Here is a 21,934-nt window from a genome sequence, read left to right as displayed (position 1 = left end):
TAGTTTCTCAAATTAGCAGCTATTATTCATAGGAGATAATTGAAAGGGAGTGCCGATATCGTGAATAGCTTAAAGCAGCTGTCTGCTGAAGACATCCAAGAAACATCCATGATTGATATTATGTATTTCATCCTGCAGGACGAGAAAAAACCTGTTTCTTTCTATACGTTAATGGAACGAATTGGAAAAATGAAAGGTCTAACTTCTTCTCAGCTTCAGGACATGCTTGCAGAAGTTTATACAAACTTGAACACAGACGGTCGTTTCGTAACGCTTGGAGATAACCAGTGGGGCCTTAAGGGCTGGTATCCTGTTGAGCAATCTCAAGAAGAGCTTGCTACGACGATTAAACCAAAGAAACGCAAGAAATCAACTGACGATGAGCTTGGTTTCGACGAAGATGATGAAGACGATCTTGAAGATCTAGAAGTAGATGATCTTGACGACTTTGACGATGATGACTTCGATGATGATACAGAAGATTTGGACGATGAAGACATTGATGATGACGATGATGACGACGTGGAAGACGACGAAGAAGAAAAGAAATAATTTCTGTCGCTTCTTGACTTTCGGTAGTGAAATCGGTAGAATCATTTTTGGGCTTCACCAAAATACTAAACTAATTTATAGATACGATATGAAAACAAAAGTGCCCCCTCATTTATGGGACAGGTGCCACTTTTGTTTTTTTTGTTTTTTATACTTTAAGGATTTTAAGCTTTTTAAAGGGCTAAAGTATAAGAAGAACGATGGCTTCTGTTAGAACCTGTTGGCATGTTCTTCTAATAAGCTCATTGATGAAATGCATTGAGAAGCTGGAATTTAGCCAGTACGAGTGGACCTTCCGATTAAGTTAAGAAAAATGTAACCATCTGCATTGATTTTATTAAAAAACATAAAATCTCTCGTTTCAGATGAATCCCCTTCCTTTCTTGAAGGGCAGAATACAAACCATGAGGGGGCAGAAAGATGACAGCAAAACATAAGAAGTACATCTTTGTAACAGGCGGTGTTGTTTCTTCGCTTGGTAAAGGAATTACAGCAGCTTCATTAGGACGACTTTTGAAAAATCGCGGCGTGAGCGTAACGATTCAAAAGTTCGACCCGTACATTAACGTTGACCCAGGGACAATGAGTCCTTATCAGCACGGTGAAGTATTCGTAACAGATGATGGCGCTGAAACGGATCTAGATCTTGGACACTACGAGCGCTTTATTGACATTAACCTTTCTAAGAATTCAAACGTAACAACAGGTAAAGTCTACTCTACGGTTCTTCGTAAAGAGCGTCGTGGCGACTATCTTGGAGGAACAGTACAGGTAATTCCTCACATTACGAATGAAATCAAAGAGCGCATCTTCCGCGCAGGTAACGAAACAAGCGCTGATGTAGTTATTACTGAAATCGGTGGAACGGTTGGAGACATCGAGAGTCTTCCATTCCTTGAAGCGATTCGTCAGATCAAGAGTGACATCGGCAAGGAGAACGTTATGTACATTCACTGTACGCTTCTTCCTTATCTTAAAGCAGCTGGTGAAATGAAAACAAAGCCAACACAGCATAGTGTGAAAGAGCTTCGAAGCCTTGGTATCCAGCCAAACGTTATTGTTGTTCGTGCGGAACAGCCAGTTCCACAAGAAATGAAAGACAAAATCGCTTTGTTCTGTGATATTGATGAGCATGCGGTCATTGAAGCGCAAGATGCTGATACGCTTTATAAAGTTCCTCTTGCTCTACAAGCACAAAAGCTTGATGAGATCACTTGTCAACATTTGAAATTGAACTGCCAAGAAGCGGATATGACTGAATGGAATGAGCTTGTTGAGAAAGTTCAAAACCTCTCAGGCAAAACAAAAATTGCGCTTGTAGGGAAGTATGTCGCTCTTCAAGATGCTTATATTTCCGTTGTAGAGTCGCTTAAGCACGCTGGCTATGCATTTGATGCTGACATTGACATTAAGTGGATTAATTCTGAAACAGTTACGCAGGAAAACGTTGAGGAACTTCTTTCTGACGTAGATGGCATCCTCGTTCCAGGTGGATTCGGCGATCGCGGAATTGAAGGGAAAATTACTGCGATTCAGTACGCGCGTGAAAGCAAAGTACCTTTCTTAGGAATCTGTCTTGGTATGCAGCTTGCTTCTGTTGAATTTGCACGTAACGTTCTGAATCTAGAAGGTGCTCATTCAGCTGAAATTAAGCCAACAACGAAATATCCAGTCATTGACCTTCTCCCTGAACAGAAGGATGTTGAAGATCTTGGTGGTACACTCCGTCTCGGTCTTTATCCATGTAAGCTAACGGAAGGTACGAAAGCATATGCAGCTTATAACGATGAAGTAATTTATGAGCGTCACCGTCATCGCTATGAGTTCAGCAATCAGTATCGTACTGAAATGGAAGAAGCAGGCTTCATCTTCTCTGGAACTAGCCCTGATGGCCGTCTTGTAGAAGTCGTAGAAGTGAAGGATCACCCGTGGTTTGTTGCATCACAATTCCACCCTGAATTCACATCACGTCCAACTCGTCCACAGCCGTTATTCAAAGAATTTATTGGCGCTTCTATCGCTAACAGCAAATAATTACAAAAAGCCTCTTCTCCGTTCGGAGAAGAGGCTTTTTTAGAAGAAGATAGCATTAAAATTTGTAGCCATGCTCTTCTAATATTTCTCTTGTAGTTAAATAAAGGGCATGATAAATGTACAAAGAAGTGAGTAGAGAAGGGTAACCGATTCGTTCCCCATCATCATTTGGAACGAGACCGGAAGTAAGCCCAGTGTTAATGTGAAAATGAACGCTTTGCTCAAGGAGAGGATCAGTTTCTTTTTTCGTTGCTGATATGCCAACAACCTGAGCTCCTGTTGCTTTGAATTTCTCAGCATGCTCAGCCGCTAGTTTGTCATCGTTAAACCGTGAAAATAATATCACGCAGTCATTTTCAGTTAATGCGGCAGGGTCATGGAGAATCGCACTTGAAGGAAGCTTCTCAGATCCGTACACTGCTTCAAGAGCAGCGCCCTGGAGCTCATGCTCGCCATAAAAATAAACCGTACCGCCTCCTGTTATCGTCTGTGCGAACAATCGGGATATATCTTCAATCACCATCTCATGCTGATCCTGAATAATCTTAAACTTCCCCATCAGCTGAGTCGTAAAAATTTTAAGCATCTTATCACTGCCTTTCAAAGTTTTTATAAAAAAAGAGAACTGATTTTTGGCTGTATTTTGGATATAAATATATGAATGAATCTCATTATACCGAAAAAGAAGATGAACAATTTTTTTGCTCATCGCAGGTTCCTATTATAACGAAACTACATGACACTTGCGAATTACAGCCCTCGATGTATAATCAGGAAGGGATTCAACAATTTGAAGCGAACATAAACAGTAAGACTAACTGAAAAGAAGGTGCTCTCACATGAATGAAAAAATTTTAATCGTAGATGATCAATATGGAATCCGTATTCTTCTAAACGAAATCTTCCAAAAAGAAGGATATCAAACCTTCCAGGCAGCGAATGGGGTTCAAGCACTATCGATCGTAAAAAGTGAGGATCCCGACTTAGTCATTCTCGATATGAAGATACCAGGAATGGACGGACTTGAAATTCTAAAGAGAATCAAAAAAATGGAAGCAAGGGCGCTTGTCATTATTATGACTGCCTACGGTGAACTAGATATGATTCACGAAGCGATGGATCTAGGAGCAATTACCCATTTTGCGAAGCCTTTTGACATTGACGAGATACGAGCAGCAGTAAAAAAAGAATTAGCATCGCTTTCATAAAGAAAGGTAACGCTTACATAAACAAATCCCATTAAATCAAGCTTTTCCCCTTCTTTTATGAAAGTGATATGCTATAATAGAACCGTGTTTTTGGAGAAATTGTAGAGCAAATGAATTCAGTTTAGCGGGAAATTCTTGGACGACGGCATACATAAAAACATCGCGTTTGTGCCATCTTGAAGAAGACAGTTTTTCTGGATACATCTGCATGCTTCAATGACAAGTATTCGTTATTAAGATGTTCCAGGTATCATCCTGGCAATTTTAAATTATATTGAGGAGGATTTACCATGCCTTTAGTTTCTATGAAAGAAATGCTCGAAAAAGGTAAAGCAGAAGGCTACGCAGTTGGCCAATTTAACCTTAACAACCTTGAGTTTACTCAAGCTATCCTACAAGCTGCACAAGAAGAACAATCACCAGTTATCCTTGGTGTTTCTGAAGGTGCTGCTCGTTACATGGGCGGATTCAAAACAATTGTTACAATTGTAGAAGCGCTTATGGAAGAGTACAAGGTTACAGTACCAGTTGCTATTCACCTTGACCACGGTTCTAGCTTCGAGAAGTGTATGCAAGCGATCAACGCTGGATTCACTTCTGTTATGATCGACGGTTCTCATTACCCACTAGACGAAAACATCGCTCTAACTACAAAAGTAGTAGAAGCTGCACATGCAGTTGGTGTTTCTGTTGAAGCTGAGCTTGGACGCATTGGCGGACAAGAAGACGATCTTATCGTTGACGATGCTGAAGCTGCATACGCAATCCCTGAAGAGTGTGAGCGCCTTATCAACGAAACTGGTGTAGATTGCTTCGCACCTGCACTTGGTTCTGTTCACGGCCCTTACAAAGGCGAGCCTAACCTAGGATTCGACCGCATGGAAACAATCAGCAAAATGACTGGTGTTCCTCTAGTACTTCACGGTGGTACTGGTATTCCAACTGCTGACGTTAAAAAAGCGATCAAATTTGGACATGCTAAAATTAACGTGAACACTGAGAGCCAACTTTCTTCTGCTAAAGCAGTTCGTTCTGTACTTGAAGAAAAGCCAGATCTTTACGATCCTCGTAAATACATGGGACCAGCACGTGACGCGATTAAAGAAACAGTAATCGGCAAAATGCGTGAGTTTGGTTCTTCTAACAAAGCGTAATAACTTCTTAAAATCGGATCATCAAAACCGCTCTATTATGAGCGGTTTCTGATTTCCGTTTTTTAATCCCCTAACTACTACCTTGCGACTATTTTTCATTTATTTACAATCAAATCAGCTAACTTAAAACAAAATATGTTAAAATCTTTCTCGTAACCGCTTTCTAAAATTAAAGGAGGACGAACATAATGAAAATTTTCATAGATTCTGCAAACCTGAATGATATTAAAGAAGCACACGATATGGGAGTAGTAGCTGGAGTAACTACGAATCCATCTCTTGTTATGAAAGAAAAGGTGAATTTCCATGATCGTCTTCGTGAAATTACAAGCCTAGTATCTGGCTCTGTTAGTGCAGAGGTTGTTTCAACAACTGCTGAAGAAATGATTGAAGAAGGAAAACAATTAGCTGAAATTGCACCAAACATTACAGTAAAGGTTCCAATGAATCGTGAAGGGATGAAGGCGGTCAAAGCATTCTACGAAGCAGGAATTAAAACAAACGTAACGCTTGTTTTCTCTGCTAACCAGGCTTTGCTTGCAGCACGTGCTGGTGCGTCTTACGTTTCGCCATTCCTTGGACGTCTTGATGATATTGGCCAAAATGGTCTTGATCTCATCTCTGAAATCTCCGAACTGTTTGCGGTACATGGAATTGAGACTGAAATTATTGCTGCATCCATTCGTCACCCAATGCACGTAACAGAAGCGGCTCTTCGTGGCGCTGACATTGGCACAATGCCACTTAAGGTCGTTCTTCAGATGCTAGAACACCCGCTAACTGATAAAGGGATTGATCAATTCCTTTCTGACTGGGAAGAAGCGAAGAAAGCAAATAAATAGTCATATTAAATTGGCATGAACTTCCTGTTTTTGCCCATACTATTCTTAAGAAGTATCAAAATTCGACAGAAACATGAACAGGAATGAGATGCGGACGAAGAAGGGAGACCGTTATGGAAAAGTTGATGATCGCTGGAGGCCACCGATTAAGCGGTACAGTTCAAGTGAGCGGCGCCAAAAATAGTGCGGTTGCATTAATTCCGGCGGCTATTCTAGCAGATTCCACTGTCACAATTGATCATTTGCCGAACATTTCTGACGTGGGAATTCTCCGTGATTTACTAGAGGAAATCGGAGGACAAGCTGAGCTTGATGGAAATACATTAACTGTGAATCCACAGGACATGATTGCCATGCCACTGCCGAATGGAAAAGTAAAGAAGCTACGTGCTTCTTATTACTTGATGGGTGCGATGTTGGGTCGTTTTAATAAAGCGGTTATCGGACTTCCAGGCGGTTGTAACCTTGGACCGCGTCCGATTGATCAGCATATTAAAGGATTTGAAGCTCTTGGTGCAAAAGTAACAAATGAGCAAGGTGCAATTTACCTTCGTGCTGATGAACTGAGAGGGGCCCGTATTTACCTTGACGTTGTAAGTGTAGGAGCTACGATTAATATTATGCTTGCAGCCGTTCGTGCAAAAGGACGGACAGTCATTGAAAACGCAGCGAAAGAACCAGAAATTATTGATGTTGCCACACTGTTATCTAGTATGGGAGCGAAGATCAAAGGAGCAGGGACAGACGTCATTCGTATCGATGGTGTTGACGAGCTAAGTGGCTGTTACCACTCGATCATACCTGACCGCATAGAGGCGGGCACTTACATGATTATGGCAGCGGCGATGGGAGACGAAGTCGTCATCGATAATGTCATCTCGCAACATCTTGAGTCACTTATCGCGAAACTGCGTGAGATGGGTGTAAAGGTAGAGACGAATGAAGACCAGGTTTATATTCGTTCACCACGCGAAGGCTGGAAAGGCGTTGACCTGAAGACACTCGTCTATCCTGGCTTCCCAACAGACTTACAGCAGCCGTTTACATCGCTCTTAACGAACGCAGAGGGTAGTAGCATTGTGACCGATACGATTTATGGCGCAAGGTTTAAGCACATTGATGAACTTCGCCGAATGGGTGCGAATGTGAAGGTGGAAGGACGGTCTGCCATCATTAATGGAGCTGTTAAGCTTCAAGGTGCGAAGGTGCGTGCTTCTGATCTGAGAGCTGGTGCTGCCCTTGTCGTTGCTGGATTAATGGCAGAAGGCGTTACAGAAGTTTCAGGACTTGAGCACATTGATCGTGGGTATGAACGACTTGTAGAAAAGCTGAGCAATCTTGGCGCGAGAGTCTGGCGTGAGAAATTAGATCAAGAAGAGCTTAAAGAAGTGGAAAGCTCTTAAGAATGCAGAACAGGCGGTGAAAGCCGCCATTCTGTCATCTTTTCGTGTAAGCGTTTAAAAAATAGAGATCGTGTAAACTTAGGGGGAAGCATGATGGAAAGAAGTTTATCGATGGAACTTGTTAGAGTGACCGAGGCAGCTGCGCTTGCTTCAGCGCGTTGGATGGGAAGAGGCAAGAAAGAAGAAGCAGATGATGCTGCAACGACTGCTATGCGTGACGTTTTTGATACGGTTCCGATGAAAGGAACAGTTGTCATCGGAGAAGGCGAGATGGATGAAGCACCAATGCTTTATATCGGTGAAAAGCTTGGAACTGGATATGGTCCGCGTGTCGATGTTGCTGTTGATCCTTTAGAAGGAACAAATATTGTTGCGGCAGGAACATGGAATGCCCTCGCTGTTCTAGCGGTAGCCGATCACGGAAATCTTCTTCATGCTCCTGACATGTATATGGACAAAATCGCAGTTGGACCAAAAGCAGTAGGGAAAATCGATATTAATGCCTCCGTACACGAGAATCTAAAAGCAGTAGCTGAAGCAAAAGGAAAAAATATTGAAGACTGCGTGGCGGTCATATTAGACCGTAAGCGCCACGAAAAGATTATAGAAGAAGTGCGTTCTGCCGGAGCTAGAATTAAGCTTATTTCTGATGGAGATGTAGCAGCAGCAATTAACACAGCGTTTGATGATACGGGCGTCGATATTTTGTTTGGATCTGGTGGAGCACCAGAGGGTGTCCTTGCTGCAGTAGCACTGAAATGTCTTGGTGGAGAAATACAGGGTAAGCTGCTACCGCAAAATGAGGAAGAATTAAGCAGGTGTAAAGAAATGGGGATTGAAGACGTCTCCCGCGTGCTTCATATGGAAGATCTTGTGAAGGGCGATGACGCCATTTTTGCAGCGACAGGTGTTACTGATGGTGAATTGTTAAAGGGAGTTAGGTTCCAGGGAACTTCTGGTACAACGCAATCCGTTGTTATGCGTGCAAAGTCAGGAACAGTTCGTTTCATAGACGGAAAACATAGTTTACAAAAGAAGCCTGATCTGGTCATTCGACCTTAAATCACTATAAAGTAAGCGAGATCTCATGCAACATTGGTTTTTACATGTTGAATATTCCTAAGGAATCTGGTAAAACTATAAGGTGCTGTATTATTGTTAGTACGTTTAGTTACCGAAACTATAATGTGAACGAAATAGATAGTAAACTAATCCTGGCTCATTCGATCTGTGGAGAAGAGGTACTTATACTCGCCGTGCTTTCTTTTGCAAGTTGATCATGAGCCAAAGATGACGCTCGAACAAGCCGAGAATTATCAGAGTAACGATTGCTAAGCAACACCTTCGTTGTGCACTTCCTCTACTCTCACTTAAGAGATGCCTGAATGGATAGCCTCTCACAGGATCTCAACAAACTCTTTCTCTCTTTATTTATTTTCTCAACCGTCAAATTGGTCAACTCTATACAACGTACTTACGTTGTGAAAGCAAACCTCTTTGCGCACTCATATCATTTTCCAGCCGTTAGGGTCAAACCTATTATTATATAAAAAGTGTGGTGTCAACATGGCAGTAAATATATCAGAATTAGAACAAATGACGTTAAAAGATCTATATGAACAGGCAAGACTATACAAAGTCTCATACTATAGCAAGTTGAACAAGCGAGAACTTGTATTTGCCATATTGAAAGCGCAGGCTGAACAATCTGGCCTTCTTTTCATGGAAGGTATTCTAGAGATTATTTCCTCTGAAGGATTTGGATTCCTACGACCGATTAACTACTCAGCTAGTGCAGAAGACATTTATATTTCCGCTTCACAAATTCGTCGATTCGATTTACGTAACGGTGATCGCGTATCGGGTAAAGTAAGACCGCCTAAAGAAAATGAGCGCTACTACGGTCTCTTACACGTAGCCGCAGTAAATGGAGAAGACCCTGATTCTTCTAAAGAACGCGTGCATTTCCCAGCGCTAACGCCGCTGTATCCTGAGAAGAGAATGAACTTTGAGAACAAATCAGGCAACCTTTCAACTCGTATCATTGATATGATCTCGCCTGTCGGCTTTGGACAGCGTGGTTTGATCGTAGCTCCCCCAAAAGCAGGGAAAACAATGTTGCTGAAAGAAATTGCTAACAGCATTACAACGAATCATCCTGACACAGAACTTATCGTGCTTCTCATTGATGAGCGTCCTGAGGAAGTAACGGATATCGAGCGTTCTGTTGATGGCGATGTTGTTCATTCAACTTTTGATGAAACGCCGGATAATCACATTAAAGTAGCTGAGCTTGTGCTAGAGCGAGCTATGCGTCTTGTTGAGCATAAGAAAGACGTTGTGATTCTTCTTGATAGTATTACACGTCTTGCTCGTGCTTATAACCTTGTAATTCCTCCAAGTGGACGTACACTTTCAGGTGGTATTGATCCTGCTGCTTTCCATCGTCCAAAACGATTCTTTGGTGCGGCAAGAAACATCGAAGAAGGTGGAAGCTTGACGATCTTAGCGACAGCTCTTGTGGAAACAGGCTCTCGTATGGATGATGTCATTTATGAAGAATTCAAAGGAACAGGCAACATGGAATTGCATCTTGATCGACGTCTTGCAGAACGACGTGTCTTCCCAGCGATTGATATTCGTCGCTCTGGCACGCGTAAAGAAGAGCTACTTCTTCCAAAAGAACAGCTTGAAATGCTTTGGACAATCCGTAAGAGCATGGATGACTCATTTGAATTCGTTGATAATTTCTTGAAACGCCTTAAGAAAACAAAGGAAAACAAAGAATTTTTCGATCTATTTGAGAAAGAAAAAAGCGGTTCATCTCGCTAATTAGGGATTGTTTCGTCACAGGATGATCAATTGCATTGTCTCTACCTCCCTGCTATAATACTTCTATGTGTGCAGAAGCTAAAAGGTCATGCCTTTTAGCTTCATTTAACTCTGGTTCCTCAGGAATCAGGGCGGAAGGAGATGAAATTCATGAAACAAGCAATTCATCCTGGTTATGAAAACATCAAAGTTAGATGTGCTTGCGGTAACGAATTCGAAACTGGATCTACAAAACAGGACGGCGTCAGCGTAGAGGTTTGCTCTGAATGTCACCCGTTCTATACTGGACGTCAGAAGTTTAATGACGCTGGTGGACGCGTAGATAAGTTTAGAAGAAAATACAACCTAAAAGGTTAATGATAGAACAGGCAAGTTTTTACTCCTTGCCTGTTTTTTTACTCAATATTCTTAGTGGAAACAACGCTTTTTTTATAAGGTAGGGGAAGATTTTTGACTCACCTCCGCACTTGTAGGAAGAAACGGCTCGAGCAAATAAATTTGCTCACTCGTTTCTTCCTACAAGTGAGTAAGTCAATGAGTGAGATCATACCCGATGAAATTATAAACGTTTAAAATCAATAATTGGATGAAAGTATACGCAAAATAAAGACTGTGCTGATCAGTCATTTTTTAATGCTTATGCTGGAGAAAGGAGAAGCGGTTGAATGCATGTCATGAAGCACAGCGGCTGGATTGAGGTTGTTTGCGGAAGTATGTTTTCCGGAAAGTCGGAAGAATTGATTCGTCGAGTGAAGCGAGCGACTTATGCAAAGCAAAAAGTCCAGGTGTTCAAGCCTAAAATTGATGATAGATACAGCGAAGAATCTGTTGTGTCTCATAATGGAATGTCCGTTATCGCTGTCCCAGTTGATCATTCACAAGCGATCCTGGACCGCGTCTCAGAGGATACAGATATGGTTGCGGTAGATGAAGTACAGTTTTTTGATGAAGAAATCGTAGATGTGGCTCAGCAGCTTGCTGATGAAGGCGTTCGTGTAATCGTCGCAGGACTGGACCAGGATTTTCGCGGCGAAGCATTCGGGCAAGTTCCTAAGCTTCTTACGGTTGCTGAATCAGTTACGAAGCTACAAGCAATCTGTGTTGTATGTGGTTCTCCAGCAAGCCGTACCCAGCGTTTGATTGATGGGAAGCCCGCGCATTATGAGGATCCAATTATCCTTGTTGGTGCGTCAGAATCCTATGAACCACGCTGTCGTCATTGTCACAAAGTACCAGGGAAACCAACGGCGCGAGACAATAAAGAGCAGCAAATATCAAAATAAGTCCGGGAAACCGGGCTTTTTTAATGCGCGAAAACATCTGGTTTCATTTCGATAGAAGGAGAGAAGGAGAATCTAACCTGTCATCTTTGGGCACCTTAAAACGAGGAGGTGACTGACTGATGAGAAAGGCTTCAACTTTGATGATTGCATTCCTTTTACTTGTAGCTGCTTGTTCGCCATTAAAGCCACCAGAGGCGGATGGACAAGCGGGAGAAGGTCAGAATTTAAACACAGATATTAACTTAAATCCTCAGTCTTATCGCAATATGAGTGTTGATAAGCCAACAATTAGTGACGATCAAGATAAGATTCGTGAAGTCGTCGAGACAGAAGGTTACGATGCTGGAGTCGTTTCAATTACAGGAAATCACGCGTGGGTCAATGTGAAATTTAGCAATAAAAATGATGCGAGTTTAAATGAACAGAAAAAAAACCTCGCTGCTAAAATTTATCAAGCCGTACCCAGATACAAAATTCATGTGCGAGCAAGATAAACCCTCTCATACGAGAGGGTTGTTTTGTTTTATATGTTTAGTGCTGGGCACGTCGGGCTGCCTGTTGCAATGGATCCCATACGCTATTGTAAGGCGGAGCATAAGCGAGATCAAGATCTTCAATGTCATGAAGCGTCATCTGGTGGTAAAGAGCCGTTGCAAGCACATCAACTCGCTTATCAACGCCGTACTTTCCAATAAACTGTCCACCGATAATTCGTTCGTTATCATCTCGGAAAATAATTTTCACGCAAAGTTCACGAGCTTCTGGGTAGTAACCCGCAATGTCAGTTGCCTCGGTTGAGCAGCTTGAGAATGGTAAATTTAATTCTTTTGCTTCGTTAGTAGAAAGGCCTGTGCGGCCAAGAGTTAATCCGAAAAATTTAATAACAGAAGTGCCGACAATCCCTTTAAATGTGTTTGGTTGCCCAATCATGTTAAGACCAGCAATGCGCCCCTGCTTATTTGCCGTTGTGCCAAGAGGAACAAAGTCATCTCGTTCTTTAATGCGATGATAATGCGTCGCACAGTCTCCAGCTGCATATACGTCCTCTTTACTTGTTTGCATGTAGCGGTTCACCTGAATAGCACCGTTAGAAGTTGTATGAAGACCGCATTCTTTGAGGAAACCAGTATTCGGTTTGACGCCGACTGAGACGAGAACAAGGTCTGCATCATATTCTCCTTTGTCAGTCACGATTTTTTTGACGCGCTTATCCCCTTTGAAAGACTGAACGCCTTCATTTGTATGAACCGAAACACTGTTTTGCTCGGCTTCTTCGTGTATAAGCTTAGCCATATCGTCATCAAAAATACTGGCAAGGTGCGGTCCTAACTCAATGATGCGTACATTTTTACCGAGTTCACGGAACGTTTCGGCCATTTCGAGTCCAATGTATCCACCGCCAATGACCGCCACATTTTGTACGGAATCATCAAGATCTTTTATCACTTTTTCAGCATCGGGAATGGTCTTTAATGTATGTATGCCGTTAAGGTCGATGCCTTCCCAGTTTGGTTTAACAGGACTTACTCCTGTAGCGATCAGGAGCTTATCGTAATTTTCTTCAAAGTGATCATTCGTTTTTAAATTGATTCCTTTTACAATTTTGTTTTCAGTATCAACGTTTGTAACCTCATGGTAGACACGTGCGTCAATTCCATACTTTTCTCGAAATGTATCGACGGATCTTGCAATCAGTTTATCCGTAGATTCAATTTTTCCGCTAATGACATAAGGTAGCCCGCATTGGCCATACGAATAAATATCTCCCTTTTCAAGCGTCACAACTTCCGCTTCCTCATCGTTTCGAATAATTTGCATTGCTGCACTCATACCAGCCGCATCTCCGCCAATAATAACAAACTTCATCTATAAGCAGCCCCTTTCCTAATCGTTCAGTCTAGCCTACTTTCAGTTTACCCTTAAAAAATGATGTTAAAGCTATTTTTGCTTTTGACTGGCGAAATGTCCTATACTATAATTAGAATGTTATGCAACGAAAACGAGGTGAAAGATCTTGTTAGACCGTTTAGAAATTGTAGAAGAACGTTATGATAAGTTAAATCAGTTGTTGAGTGATCCAGAAGTCATTAATGACACGACGAAACTCCGCGAATATTCCAAAGAGCAAGCTAGCCTTGAGGAAACCGTTCAGGTGTATCGTGAATATAAGGAAATTCTCGAAGGCATTCAAGACGCGAAGGCGATGCTTGAGGAAGAAAAAGATGCAGAAATGCGTGAAATGGTGAAGGCAGAGCTTTCAGAGCTTACACCACAAGAAGAAGAGTATGCAGAGCGCTTACGAGTGCTACTCCTTCCTAAAGATCCGAACGATGAGAAGAACGTAATTATCGAAGTTCGAGGAGCTGCGGGTGGAGACGAAGCCGCATTATTTGCTGGTGACTTGTACAAAATGTACAGCCGCTTTGCTGAAATGCAAGGTTGGAAGTCTGAAGTCATCGAATATAGTTCAACGGAGCTAGGTGGTTATAAAGAAATTATCTTTATGATCAACGGTGCCGGCGCATATTCCAAAATGAAGTATGAAAACGGCGCACACCGAGTGCAGCGTGTTCCTTCAACAGAATCAGGTGGACGTATTCACACGTCTACGGCAACAGTAGCCGTGCTTCCTGAAGCGGAAGAAGTGGAAGTTGAAATCCATGACAAAGACATTCGTGTTGATACATTTACTTCAAGTGGACCAGGTGGACAAAGTGTTAATACAACGATGTCAGCTGTTCGCTTAACCCATACGCCAACAGGTGTTGTTGTATCGTGTCAGGATGAGAAGTCACAAATTAAGAACAAAGAAAAAGCGATGAAGGTTCTTCGTGCTCGTGTGTATGATAAGTTCCAACAAGAAGCACAGAAAGAGTATGACGATAACCGTAAATCCGCTGTTGGAACGGGCGACCGTTCCGAACGAATCCGTACGTATAACTTCCCACAAAACCGCGTGACGGATCATAGAATTAACTTAACGATTCAGAAACTTGACCAGATTCTTCAAGGGAAGCTTGATGAGTTCATTGATGCGCTAATTACAGAAGAGCAAACGCGCTTAATGGCAGAAGCTGGGGAGTGACCTTATGAAGACTGTATTCGAAGCCCTTAAATGGGCTTCTTCTTTTTTAGAGAAGCATGGACGTGAAGCGTCAGCAGCTGAGTGGCTGATTAAGCATGAGTTAAATGTAACGAGAACGGAATTGCTCCTTCGAATGCAAGACGAAATGCCTGATTATGAAAGTTTTGAAGAAAAAATCCAGGAGCATGCAAGCGGCATTCCTGTTCAGCACATTGTCGAAAAGGAAGAGTTCTATGGTAGAACGTATCGGGTCAACCATCATGTTCTCGTTCCAAGACCTGAAACAGAAGAGCTTGTGGAAGGCATCCTTACAAGATTGAAGAAGCTATTTCTCGATCCGACAAAGGCAACGATTGCTGACATTGGAACGGGAAGTGGGGCAATTGCAATCAGTCTAGCGCTTGAACTTCAAAATCGAGAAGTCACTGCGGTCGATATTTCTGAAGATGCTCTAGAAGTTGCGAAGGAAAATGCGCGACAGCTTGAGGTGCCAATCTCGTTTCTTCATGGCGATCTACTTCAGCCGTTAGCAGGACGTAAGCTTGATATCGTTGTCTCAAATCCTCCGTATATTTCTGAAGAAGAATACGCAACTCTTGACCCGTTGGTTCGAGATCATGAACCTATTCAGGCACTCGTTGGAGGAGAAGATGGATATGAGCTTTATCGAAGACTTGCGGAAGGTCTCCCTAGTTTGATCTCGTCTCCAGGATTAATTGGATTTGAAGTAGGAGAAAAGCAGGCGAGAACCGTTGCTACAATGCTTGAATCCTCTTTTGGTGAGGACATTGAAGTGGAAGTTGTGAAAGATATTAGTGGGAAAGAACGGATGGTATTTGGTGTTGTAAAATAACCCTGTCGATTCTACTCGCATTCTGGTGAAGAGTTCTACGTTTAAAACGTTCGATTCTGGCCAGAATGAGAGCTAGAAGGGACGGGATACAAGATGAATCAAAGAGGACTTATTAATCTATTAATCTCATTTTTTATTCTTGCTTCAAGTCTCCAGAGTTCGGGAATAGTAACAGCAAATCAACAGGTTATTCCAGACGAAGCGATTCGTCTTCGCATTTTAGCCAATAGCAATAGCAATGAAGATCAAACCGTGAAACGCAGCATTCGTGATGAAGTCAATGAATCGATTAATGAATGGGTTGCTGATCTAACTTCTATTGAAGAATCTCGTCATGTGATTAAAAGTCGTCTGGCCGAGATTGAAGCCATCGTAAGCAAGCAATTAGAAATGATCGGTAGTCGTGAATCTTTTTCCGTTACGTTCGGAGAAGTGGCTTTTCCAACGAAGCTTTATGGCGACTTCGTGTATCCAGCAGGTGATTACGAAGCTGTGCTCATTACGATTGGTGAAGGGCTTGGGGATAACTGGTGGTGCGTACTGTTTCCACCGCTTTGCTTTCTTGATTTCTCAAATGGTGATGCCGTCCAAGCTGAAAGTGATGTAGTGGAAGAACCATCTGAAGAAGTAGAAGTTGAATTCTTCCTCGTCAAAATAATTGATACGATTGTTGAATGGATTAAAGGGATTTTCAGTTAAAAGGTCTATTTTCCTCCTTCAAAGCATAAGACCATAACAGAACGGTATTGTGCTCAAAAAAGAATTTGAAGGAGGAAGATTCAATTGTTTCTAGTTAGAAAAGCAACTACTGAAGATGTCGCCGCCGTTTGGGATTTTGTGAAACGCTCTGGACTCGAAGTGGACGGGCTACCTAAGATTGAGTCCTTCCTTATCGCAGAATCAGAAGAGAAGGAGCTATTCGGTGTCATTGCCCTTGAAACGTTTGGTAATGCAGGTTTACTTAGAGCTCTCGTCTTAAACAGCTCCGAATCCACCTCAGAGCGTTTGCTACGTTTCTTTGATCAGGTGATTCAATTGGCGAAGAAAAACCAATTGGACGAGTTATACCTTACGTCAAAAGAAGAATCCTTTTTCTTTCAAGTTTTCGGTTTCTCGACAATTCCTGTAGAAAATATCCCGACAACGTTGAAGACAAATGAGTTATTTACAAATCATTCAGATCAGCGAGTGATTATGAGAAAACGGTTAACGTAGGGGATCTCATCAACAAGGTTATACACAAAACAAGCATTCCTTATCCACACAATGTGGATATTAGTGTAATAAGACGAAGGAAGCGTTTTTACGAATCGTGTAGAATCCTGTGGAAAGATCACATATCTCCCCGAAATAACCGGGCTTATTAGCATTTATGATATAAGAAGGTGTATAACATGGAAGGTATCCACACAAATGTTTGGTATGTGGATGAAAATGTGGGTAGCGAAAAAAGTTATCCACAAATTGTGGAAGCAGCAGAATGTTTAAAACAAAATGAAGTCGTTGCTTTTCCTACTGAGACGGTCTATGGGCTTGGTGGGAATGCTTTATCTGAAGAAGCCGTCGCAAAAATTTTCCAAGCGAAGGGACGGCCGGCAGATAATCCGCTTATTGTGCACGTTGCCTCTCGTCCACATGTGGAAAAGTTAGTAACGAGTATTCCGAAGCAAGCGGATGATCTGATGGATGCATTTTGGCCGGGACCACTAACAATTGTTTTACCTGGTGGACAGAGTGTGGCTAGAAATGTAACAGCGGGACTCGATACGGTAGCCATTCGCATGCCAAATCACCCTGTAGCACTGGCCATATTAAAAGCTGCGAACTTACCTCTTGCAGCGCCAAGCGCGAATCTATCAGGCAAACCAAGTCCGACGTCAGCCGATCATGTCATTCATGATTTGAGCGGAAGGATCGCTGGCATTGTGGATGGAGGGTCGACTGGTGTTGGTCTTGAGTCTACTGTTGTGGACTGTTCTGGAGATGTCGTGACAATTCTCCGTCCAGGTGGTGTCACGAAGGAGCAGTTAGAAGAAGTGGTCGGCGAAGTGAAGGTTGATCCAGCATTAAGTGATGATCGCCAAAAGCCAAAGTCTCCTGGTGTAAAGTACAAACACTATGCACCGACAGCTCCTGTTACGCTTGTGGATGGCTCAGAAAAGCATTTGCAAACGATCGTGGACAAGCGTAGAGCAGAAGGATTGAAAATAGGCATCCTCGCAACAGAGGAATCAAAGTCATTATATCAAGCAGATATCATCATTCCATGTGGATCAAGAGATGACCTTATTTCTGTAGCGAATCGTCTTTATGATGTATTGAGGCAGTTCGATGAATCCGATGTGGATGAAATTTATAGCGAAATATTCACACATGAGGGAGTAGGAGCAGCGGTTATGAACCGGCTATCAAAAGCTGCAAACAATCGTGTGATGAAAGAATAGTAAAAACCCGCTCATTTGAGCGGGTTTTTTCATCGAGGCTAATTATTATTGCGTTTCTTTTCCACAAACTCTTCTACCATTTTCGTTGTTACGTAAGTTCGTGTAGGGATACTTCCTTGTTTAGCAAGTTCATTAATTTGAAGTGAAAGTTCATTGATCCGTTCAGTTGTATAAGATTTGTTCGCTTCACATTGTTCAACAGCATGAGCAATCGCTGCTTCGCGCTCTTTATCTAACTGAATAAACAATTTAATTTCACGATTTTTTTCATTAAGCTGATTTGAAATACCTTTGTGAACGCTCATCTAATTAGTTCCTCCATTTCGGCTCATTCCATACTAGAACATTACCCTTAACGAGCCCTTCTTAACCTATTATTCCTCCTTTCCCTTCTATTTTCAAGAGGACGTGCATAAAAGTTGAATAGCACGTCCCGGGAGGAGATGAAATGTTTTCCACTGCATTAATTGGTGAGCTCGCAACGTTAAGTATAATGGCATTTGCTCTCGGCATGGATGCTTTTTCAGTTGGACTAGGCATGGGTATGATCCCGCTCCGGCTTCGCCAAATTGCCAAAATCGGCGTTGTGATCGGACTATTTCATATGGGGATGCCACTTGCCGGCATGATCATCGGGCGCGTGCTTTCCGAGCATTTTGGCACGATTGCAACAATGATCGGCGGCGGTCTATTGCTTTTACTAGGTATTCAAATGGGACTATCATCACTTTCATCGAGCGATAAACCATTTGTCACTCCAGTGGGGTTTGGTTTACTTATTTTTTCTTTAAGCGTTAGTCTTGATAGCTTTTCCGTTGGGCTAAGTCTTGGCATTTACGGTGCAAGAGTGGTTATCACGATCTTATTATTTGGGCTTATTAGCATGCTCTTAACGTGGTCAGGCTTAATGATGGGTCGGAAATTTCAGAGCTGGATCGGCTCGTACAGCGAACTTCTCGGCGGTTGCATACTATTTGGGTTTGGGCTGAAGCTTTTGATTTTGTAATGTGCAGTTAAGTGTGTTTGGCCAATAAATCCAAATTTCAGCCAATAAAAAGCTCCAGGGAAGGCTAAGGTACTTGCGGACACCCTCCCTGAAGCTTAAGATAAGCTGAATTACTCCGTTATCCCCTGTAAAAGCCTCGCATAAGGAGAGTTTGCTGGGAGCATGATCACTGTTTCGTCGTTCAAAGTCGTTTTATACGACTCAAGCGTGCGATAAAGCTCGTAGAATTCAGGATCTTTACTAAATGCTTTGTTGTAGATTTTAGCCGCTTCAGATTCTCCCTCTGCGCGAATTTCTTCCGCATCGGCATCTGCTTTAGCAATTATGGTATCGACCTCTTTATCTGTTTCCGCCTTGATTCGATCGGAATCCGCGTCACCTTGAGATAAATACTCCTGTGCTTTGGATTCACGCTCTGAAATCATTCGCTGGAAAACGGACTGTTCGTTTGCGTCAGGGAGGTCGGTGCGCTTCATGCGCACATCCGTTACCTGAATGCCGTACGCATCGCGATCGAGGAGTTCATTTACTCGCTCCCGAACGTTATCGTTGAAGCTACCACGGTTAGATTTCTCTTCGTTTATGATTTCCTCATATTCAAGCTGACCGAGCTCAGATCGGATGACTGAGAAAATAAATTCACCCATTTTCGCTTCGGCATTTTCAATTGTTCGTGCATTAGTGATCATATCTTGTGGATCGCTGACAGACCAAACGGCGTAGTTATCCACAGTCATCCTCTTTTTATCTTTCGTTGTAATTTCCTCTGGATTGACATCGTAAAGCATTTGATACTTTGGTAGCGTCGTAACTGACTGAATGAACGGTACTTTAAATTTTAGTCCGGGTTCTGTTTCGATTTTAACGACGTCACCAAATTGACGAATGACCTTGTACTCGCCTTCCTTTACAACAAATAGTGTGCTGAAAAGCCCGCCAATCATAATGAGAAGGAGAACGATAAGTATTGCGGTTTTTACAATTTTTCTAGGACTCATCTTACGCCGGTGTTCATCCATATTAAAAACGTTCTCACTCATTCTTTTCACTCTCCTTTGGCTTTGGGGTTTCAGCTGTTTTTTCTTTTGCTGGCTGAATCGGTAAGTATTTGACGGTGTCTCCACCTTCGTCGGTAATGTAAATTTTCGTATCAGGAAGAACTTCTTCTAACGTCTCTAACACAAGGCGCTGTCTTGTAATATCAGGATTGGTTTTATATTCATTATAAAGAGCATTGAAGGTAGCAACGTCACCACGGGCTTGCTCGATTCGCTGAGCCTTTTCACCCTCAGCTTTCGAAATACGAGCATCCTTTTGACCTTCTACAACATTGAGCTCCTGGTTTTTGTATTTCTTCGCACCGTAGATTGTCGTTTCTTTTTGTTCACGGGCATCGACGACGTTTGTGAACGCTTTACGTACTTCATCATTTGGCAGTTCAACGTCTTGAAGCTTCACATCAAGAATGGAAATTCCTATTTCGTAACGATCAATTAATTGGGTGAGAATATCGCGAACATTTCCTTCGATTTCCGCTTTACCTGACGTAAGGGCTTCGTCTATTTCTGAGCTACCGATCACACCTCTTAATGAAGCGGATGTAGCATTATAGAGAATTTCTTTCGGTTCATCAGAGTAGTACAAATATTGTTTAGGATTCGTAATTCGCCATTGCACAACCAGGTCGGCGAGTACGATGTTTTCATCTCCAGTTACCATTTTTGTTTCCTCTGGAAAATCCACAATTTCTCCATCTTCCTCATCATATCCAAACGTTAAGCTGAACGTCTCTCTTGGTAAAATATCCACCTGTTGGATCGGCCATGGCAGTTTAAAATGAAGACCAGCCTCGCTTATTTCTTCATCTACTTTCCCAAATGTCATAATGACAGCTTGCTCTGATTCATCCACTGTATACCAGCTTGTAACTAGAATGACCCCCAGGATAAGAAATAGAACAACCGCACCTGACAGGATGACAATTTTTCTTTGTGACATCTAACTTCCCCCCTCGATTTTCTTATAACAAGTATTACGTGCAGATAACAAAAAGGTTTCGTAATTCCCATATTTTTTCACAATAACGGTTGGGCGATAGAGGGTGGATTTATCCCCCTTCATCTCTCATAATAGGAGGAGAAGGGAAGTGGACATGGTGAGAGTTTTATTTGTATGCACAGGTAACACATGCCGCAGTCCAATGGCGGAAGTGATTCTAAAAAATAAAAGCAAAGAAGTTGAAGCGAAATCAGCAGGTGTTTTTGCAGCGAACGGTGCTCCTGCGAGTCGTCAGGTTGAAATACTTCTAGAAGAGAAAAATGTTCCATTTGCCCATACGGCAAAAATGCTAGATCGACAGTTAGCAGAATGGAGCGATCTCCTTCTTACGATGACTAGTAGTCACAAAGCACTTGTACTTCGTGATTTTCCAGAGCTAGCTGATAAGGTTTATACATTAAAAGAATATGCAGCAACAGAAGATGAGAAGAAATACGATTCTTATCAAGAGAAAGCGGCTGAGATTGAAATGAAGCGAGCGGCTTTTCATCATGAGATCCAAAACGTTACAGGAGAAGATGAACAGCAGAAGCGCAATCAATTCGAAGCGGAAATGAAAAAAGATCTTGGAGAATTGCAAGCGCTTGAACAAGGTTTGCCTTCAATGGATATATCCGATCCATTTGGCGGTACAATAGAACAGTATCGAACAACTTATACAGAAATTGAGACAGCGATTGAGCAAATGATGGAACGGATCCGTCAAGAAGACATGGAGGGGTAAGAATGAAAGTAGCCATAGGTGCAGATCATGCGGGCGTTAACATTAAGGGTGACATCATCAAAGTAATTCAGGAGCTTGGTATGGAGGTCATCGATCTTGGGTGTGATTGTCACGATTCCGTGGACTACCCCGATTATGCGATTCCTGTCGCAGAAAAAGTAGCTTCAGGAGAAGCGGATCGCGGCATATTGATTTGCGGAACAGGGATTGGAATGTCGATTGCAGCAAATAAAGTCAATGGTATCCGATGTGCGCTCGTACATGATCTTTTTAGTGCGAAAGCGACTAGACTACACAACGATTCCAATGTTCTTGCGATGGGCGAACGTATCATTGGCCCTGGCCTTGCCACGGAGATTGCCAAGGTCTGGCTTGAAACCGACTATGAAGCAGGACGCCATGCTAGAAGAGTCGGCAAAATTACAGAATACGAAGTAAAAGAATAAGGGGGGCGTT

General features: G+C 42.4%; 24 protein-coding genes. 19 read left to right on the top strand and 5 right to left on the bottom strand.

Annotated features, from left to right (window positions below):
- Positions 1–60: 60 nt before the first annotated feature.
- Both rpoE and AC0VYH_RS20980 read left to right on the top strand, forming a co-directional pair.
- On the top strand, positions 61–552 hold the full coding sequence (gene rpoE, locus AC0VYH_RS20985; protein ID WP_430245258.1) for a DNA-directed RNA polymerase subunit delta: 492 nt from the start codon (positions 61–63) through the stop codon (positions 550–552).
- A 420-nt stretch (positions 553–972) separates the two neighbouring features.
- Positions 973–2,586, top strand: coding sequence for a CTP synthase (locus tag AC0VYH_RS20980; protein ID WP_194218360.1), 1,614 nt, complete (start codon positions 973–975; stop codon positions 2,584–2,586).
- A gap of 55 nt (positions 2,587–2,641) precedes the next feature.
- Here the strand turns inward: AC0VYH_RS20980 and AC0VYH_RS20975 are convergent, their stop codons facing one another.
- Complete coding sequence (locus AC0VYH_RS20975) at positions 2,642–3,172, bottom strand: DUF2529 family protein (RefSeq protein ID WP_194218361.1); 531 nt, start codon at positions 3,170–3,172, stop codon at positions 2,642–2,644.
- A 253-nt stretch (positions 3,173–3,425) separates the two neighbouring features.
- On the opposite strand from AC0VYH_RS20975, the gene AC0VYH_RS20970 reads away from it, so the two are divergent.
- The 9 genes from AC0VYH_RS20970 (at position 3,426) to AC0VYH_RS20930 (ending at position 11,802) form a co-directional block, all read left to right on the top strand.
- Positions 3,426–3,794 carry a response regulator gene (locus AC0VYH_RS20970; RefSeq protein WP_194218362.1) on the top strand — a complete coding sequence of 123 codons (369 nt, stop codon included), beginning with the start codon at positions 3,426–3,428 and terminating at the stop codon, positions 3,792–3,794.
- 290 nt (positions 3,795–4,084) lie between these two features.
- Positions 4,085–4,948 carry a class II fructose-1,6-bisphosphate aldolase gene (fba, locus tag AC0VYH_RS20965; protein ID WP_159786369.1) on the top strand — a complete coding sequence of 288 codons (864 nt, stop codon included), beginning with the start codon at positions 4,085–4,087 and terminating at the stop codon, positions 4,946–4,948.
- A gap of 188 nt (positions 4,949–5,136) precedes the next feature.
- Positions 5,137–5,790 (top strand): fructose-6-phosphate aldolase, encoded by a 654-nt coding sequence (gene fsa / locus AC0VYH_RS20960; RefSeq protein WP_194218363.1) that lies wholly within the window; start codon positions 5,137–5,139, stop codon positions 5,788–5,790.
- Positions 5,791–5,903: 113 nt separating this feature from the next.
- Complete coding sequence (locus AC0VYH_RS20955; RefSeq protein ID WP_194218364.1) at positions 5,904–7,193, top strand: UDP-N-acetylglucosamine 1-carboxyvinyltransferase; 1,290 nt, start codon at positions 5,904–5,906, stop codon at positions 7,191–7,193.
- A 93-nt stretch (positions 7,194–7,286) separates the two neighbouring features.
- Complete coding sequence (gene glpX, locus AC0VYH_RS20950; protein WP_427391357.1) at positions 7,287–8,255, top strand: class II fructose-bisphosphatase; 969 nt, start codon at positions 7,287–7,289, stop codon at positions 8,253–8,255.
- A gap of 504 nt (positions 8,256–8,759) precedes the next feature.
- Positions 8,760–10,025, top strand: a complete 1,266-nt coding sequence (gene rho / locus AC0VYH_RS20945) for a transcription termination factor Rho (protein ID WP_194218366.1) — start codon at positions 8,760–8,762, stop codon at positions 10,023–10,025.
- Between the two features lie 150 nt (positions 10,026–10,175).
- A complete protein-coding gene (gene rpmE / locus AC0VYH_RS20940) occupies positions 10,176–10,382 on the top strand; it encodes a 50S ribosomal protein L31 (RefSeq protein ID WP_303532428.1) in 207 nt (68 codons plus the stop codon).
- Between the two features lie 308 nt (positions 10,383–10,690).
- Entirely contained in the window at positions 10,691–11,308 is a 618-nt protein-coding gene (locus tag AC0VYH_RS20935) for a thymidine kinase (RefSeq protein ID WP_194218368.1), read from the top strand.
- Positions 11,309–11,427: 119 nt separating this feature from the next.
- On the top strand, positions 11,428–11,802 hold the full coding sequence (locus tag AC0VYH_RS20930; RefSeq protein WP_475373078.1) for a hypothetical protein: 375 nt from the start codon (positions 11,428–11,430) through the stop codon (positions 11,800–11,802).
- Between the two features lie 37 nt (positions 11,803–11,839).
- Here the strand turns inward: AC0VYH_RS20930 and AC0VYH_RS20925 are convergent, their stop codons facing one another.
- On the bottom strand, positions 11,840–13,174 hold the full coding sequence (locus tag AC0VYH_RS20925; protein WP_475373077.1) for a CoA-disulfide reductase: 1,335 nt from the start codon (positions 13,172–13,174) through the stop codon (positions 11,840–11,842).
- Between the two features lie 148 nt (positions 13,175–13,322).
- Here AC0VYH_RS20925 and prfA point away from each other — a divergent pair, with 148 nt between their 5' ends.
- The 5 genes from prfA (at position 13,323) to AC0VYH_RS20900 (ending at position 17,690) form a co-directional block, all read left to right on the top strand.
- Complete coding sequence (gene prfA, locus AC0VYH_RS20920) at positions 13,323–14,393, top strand: peptide chain release factor 1 (protein WP_194218371.1); 1,071 nt, start codon at positions 13,323–13,325, stop codon at positions 14,391–14,393.
- 4 nt (positions 14,394–14,397) lie between these two features.
- Positions 14,398–15,246, top strand: a complete 849-nt coding sequence (gene prmC, locus AC0VYH_RS20915) for a peptide chain release factor N(5)-glutamine methyltransferase (protein ID WP_475373076.1) — start codon at positions 14,398–14,400, stop codon at positions 15,244–15,246.
- A gap of 93 nt (positions 15,247–15,339) precedes the next feature.
- Positions 15,340–15,945 carry a stage II sporulation protein R gene (gene spoIIR / locus AC0VYH_RS20910; RefSeq protein ID WP_475373075.1) on the top strand — a complete coding sequence of 202 codons (606 nt, stop codon included), beginning with the start codon at positions 15,340–15,342 and terminating at the stop codon, positions 15,943–15,945.
- A gap of 84 nt (positions 15,946–16,029) precedes the next feature.
- A complete protein-coding gene (locus tag AC0VYH_RS20905; protein WP_226615742.1) occupies positions 16,030–16,461 on the top strand; it encodes a GNAT family N-acetyltransferase in 432 nt (143 codons plus the stop codon).
- 188 nt (positions 16,462–16,649) lie between these two features.
- The gene (locus tag AC0VYH_RS20900) at positions 16,650–17,690 is read left to right on the top strand and encodes an L-threonylcarbamoyladenylate synthase (protein WP_475373809.1); all 1,041 of its coding nucleotides are present in this window, start codon (positions 16,650–16,652) and stop codon (positions 17,688–17,690) included.
- Between the two features lie 38 nt (positions 17,691–17,728).
- On the opposite strand, the gene AC0VYH_RS20895 is transcribed toward AC0VYH_RS20900, so the two are convergent.
- The gene (locus tag AC0VYH_RS20895) at positions 17,729–17,995 is read right to left on the bottom strand and encodes a DUF2533 family protein (protein ID WP_194218375.1); all 267 of its coding nucleotides are present in this window, start codon (positions 17,993–17,995) and stop codon (positions 17,729–17,731) included.
- A gap of 143 nt (positions 17,996–18,138) precedes the next feature.
- Here AC0VYH_RS20895 and AC0VYH_RS20890 point away from each other — a divergent pair, with 143 nt between their 5' ends.
- A complete protein-coding gene (locus AC0VYH_RS20890) occupies positions 18,139–18,696 on the top strand; it encodes a manganese efflux pump MntP (RefSeq protein WP_475366150.1) in 558 nt (185 codons plus the stop codon).
- A gap of 110 nt (positions 18,697–18,806) precedes the next feature.
- Here AC0VYH_RS20890 and hflC read toward each other — a convergent pair whose 3' ends face one another.
- On the bottom strand, positions 18,807–19,736 hold the full coding sequence (gene hflC / locus AC0VYH_RS20885; protein WP_194218377.1) for a protease modulator HflC: 930 nt from the start codon (positions 19,734–19,736) through the stop codon (positions 18,807–18,809).
- Positions 19,729–20,694 carry an FtsH protease activity modulator HflK gene (gene hflK / locus AC0VYH_RS20880; RefSeq protein WP_194218378.1) on the bottom strand — a complete coding sequence of 322 codons (966 nt, stop codon included), beginning with the start codon at positions 20,692–20,694 and terminating at the stop codon, positions 19,729–19,731. Before hflK ends, hflC begins: the two co-directional genes overlap by 8 nt.
- A 154-nt stretch (positions 20,695–20,848) precedes the next feature.
- Here hflK and AC0VYH_RS20875 point away from each other — a divergent pair, with 154 nt between their 5' ends.
- Both AC0VYH_RS20875 and rpiB read left to right on the top strand, forming a co-directional pair.
- Positions 20,849–21,478 (top strand): low molecular weight protein arginine phosphatase, encoded by a 630-nt coding sequence (locus AC0VYH_RS20875; RefSeq protein ID WP_242057271.1) that lies wholly within the window; start codon positions 20,849–20,851, stop codon positions 21,476–21,478.
- 2 nt (positions 21,479–21,480) lie between these two features.
- Positions 21,481–21,924: a ribose 5-phosphate isomerase B gene (gene rpiB, locus AC0VYH_RS20870; protein WP_283153341.1), complete on the top strand. Its 444-nt coding sequence runs from the start codon at positions 21,481–21,483 to the stop codon at positions 21,922–21,924.
- The last annotated feature ends 10 nt before the right edge of the window (positions 21,925–21,934 follow it).

This window comes from Anaerobacillus sp. QJM3NY_32, from assembly GCF_056173645.1.
Note: the sequence above shows the minus strand (reverse complement) of the source record. Positions and strands in the feature narration are given on the sequence as shown.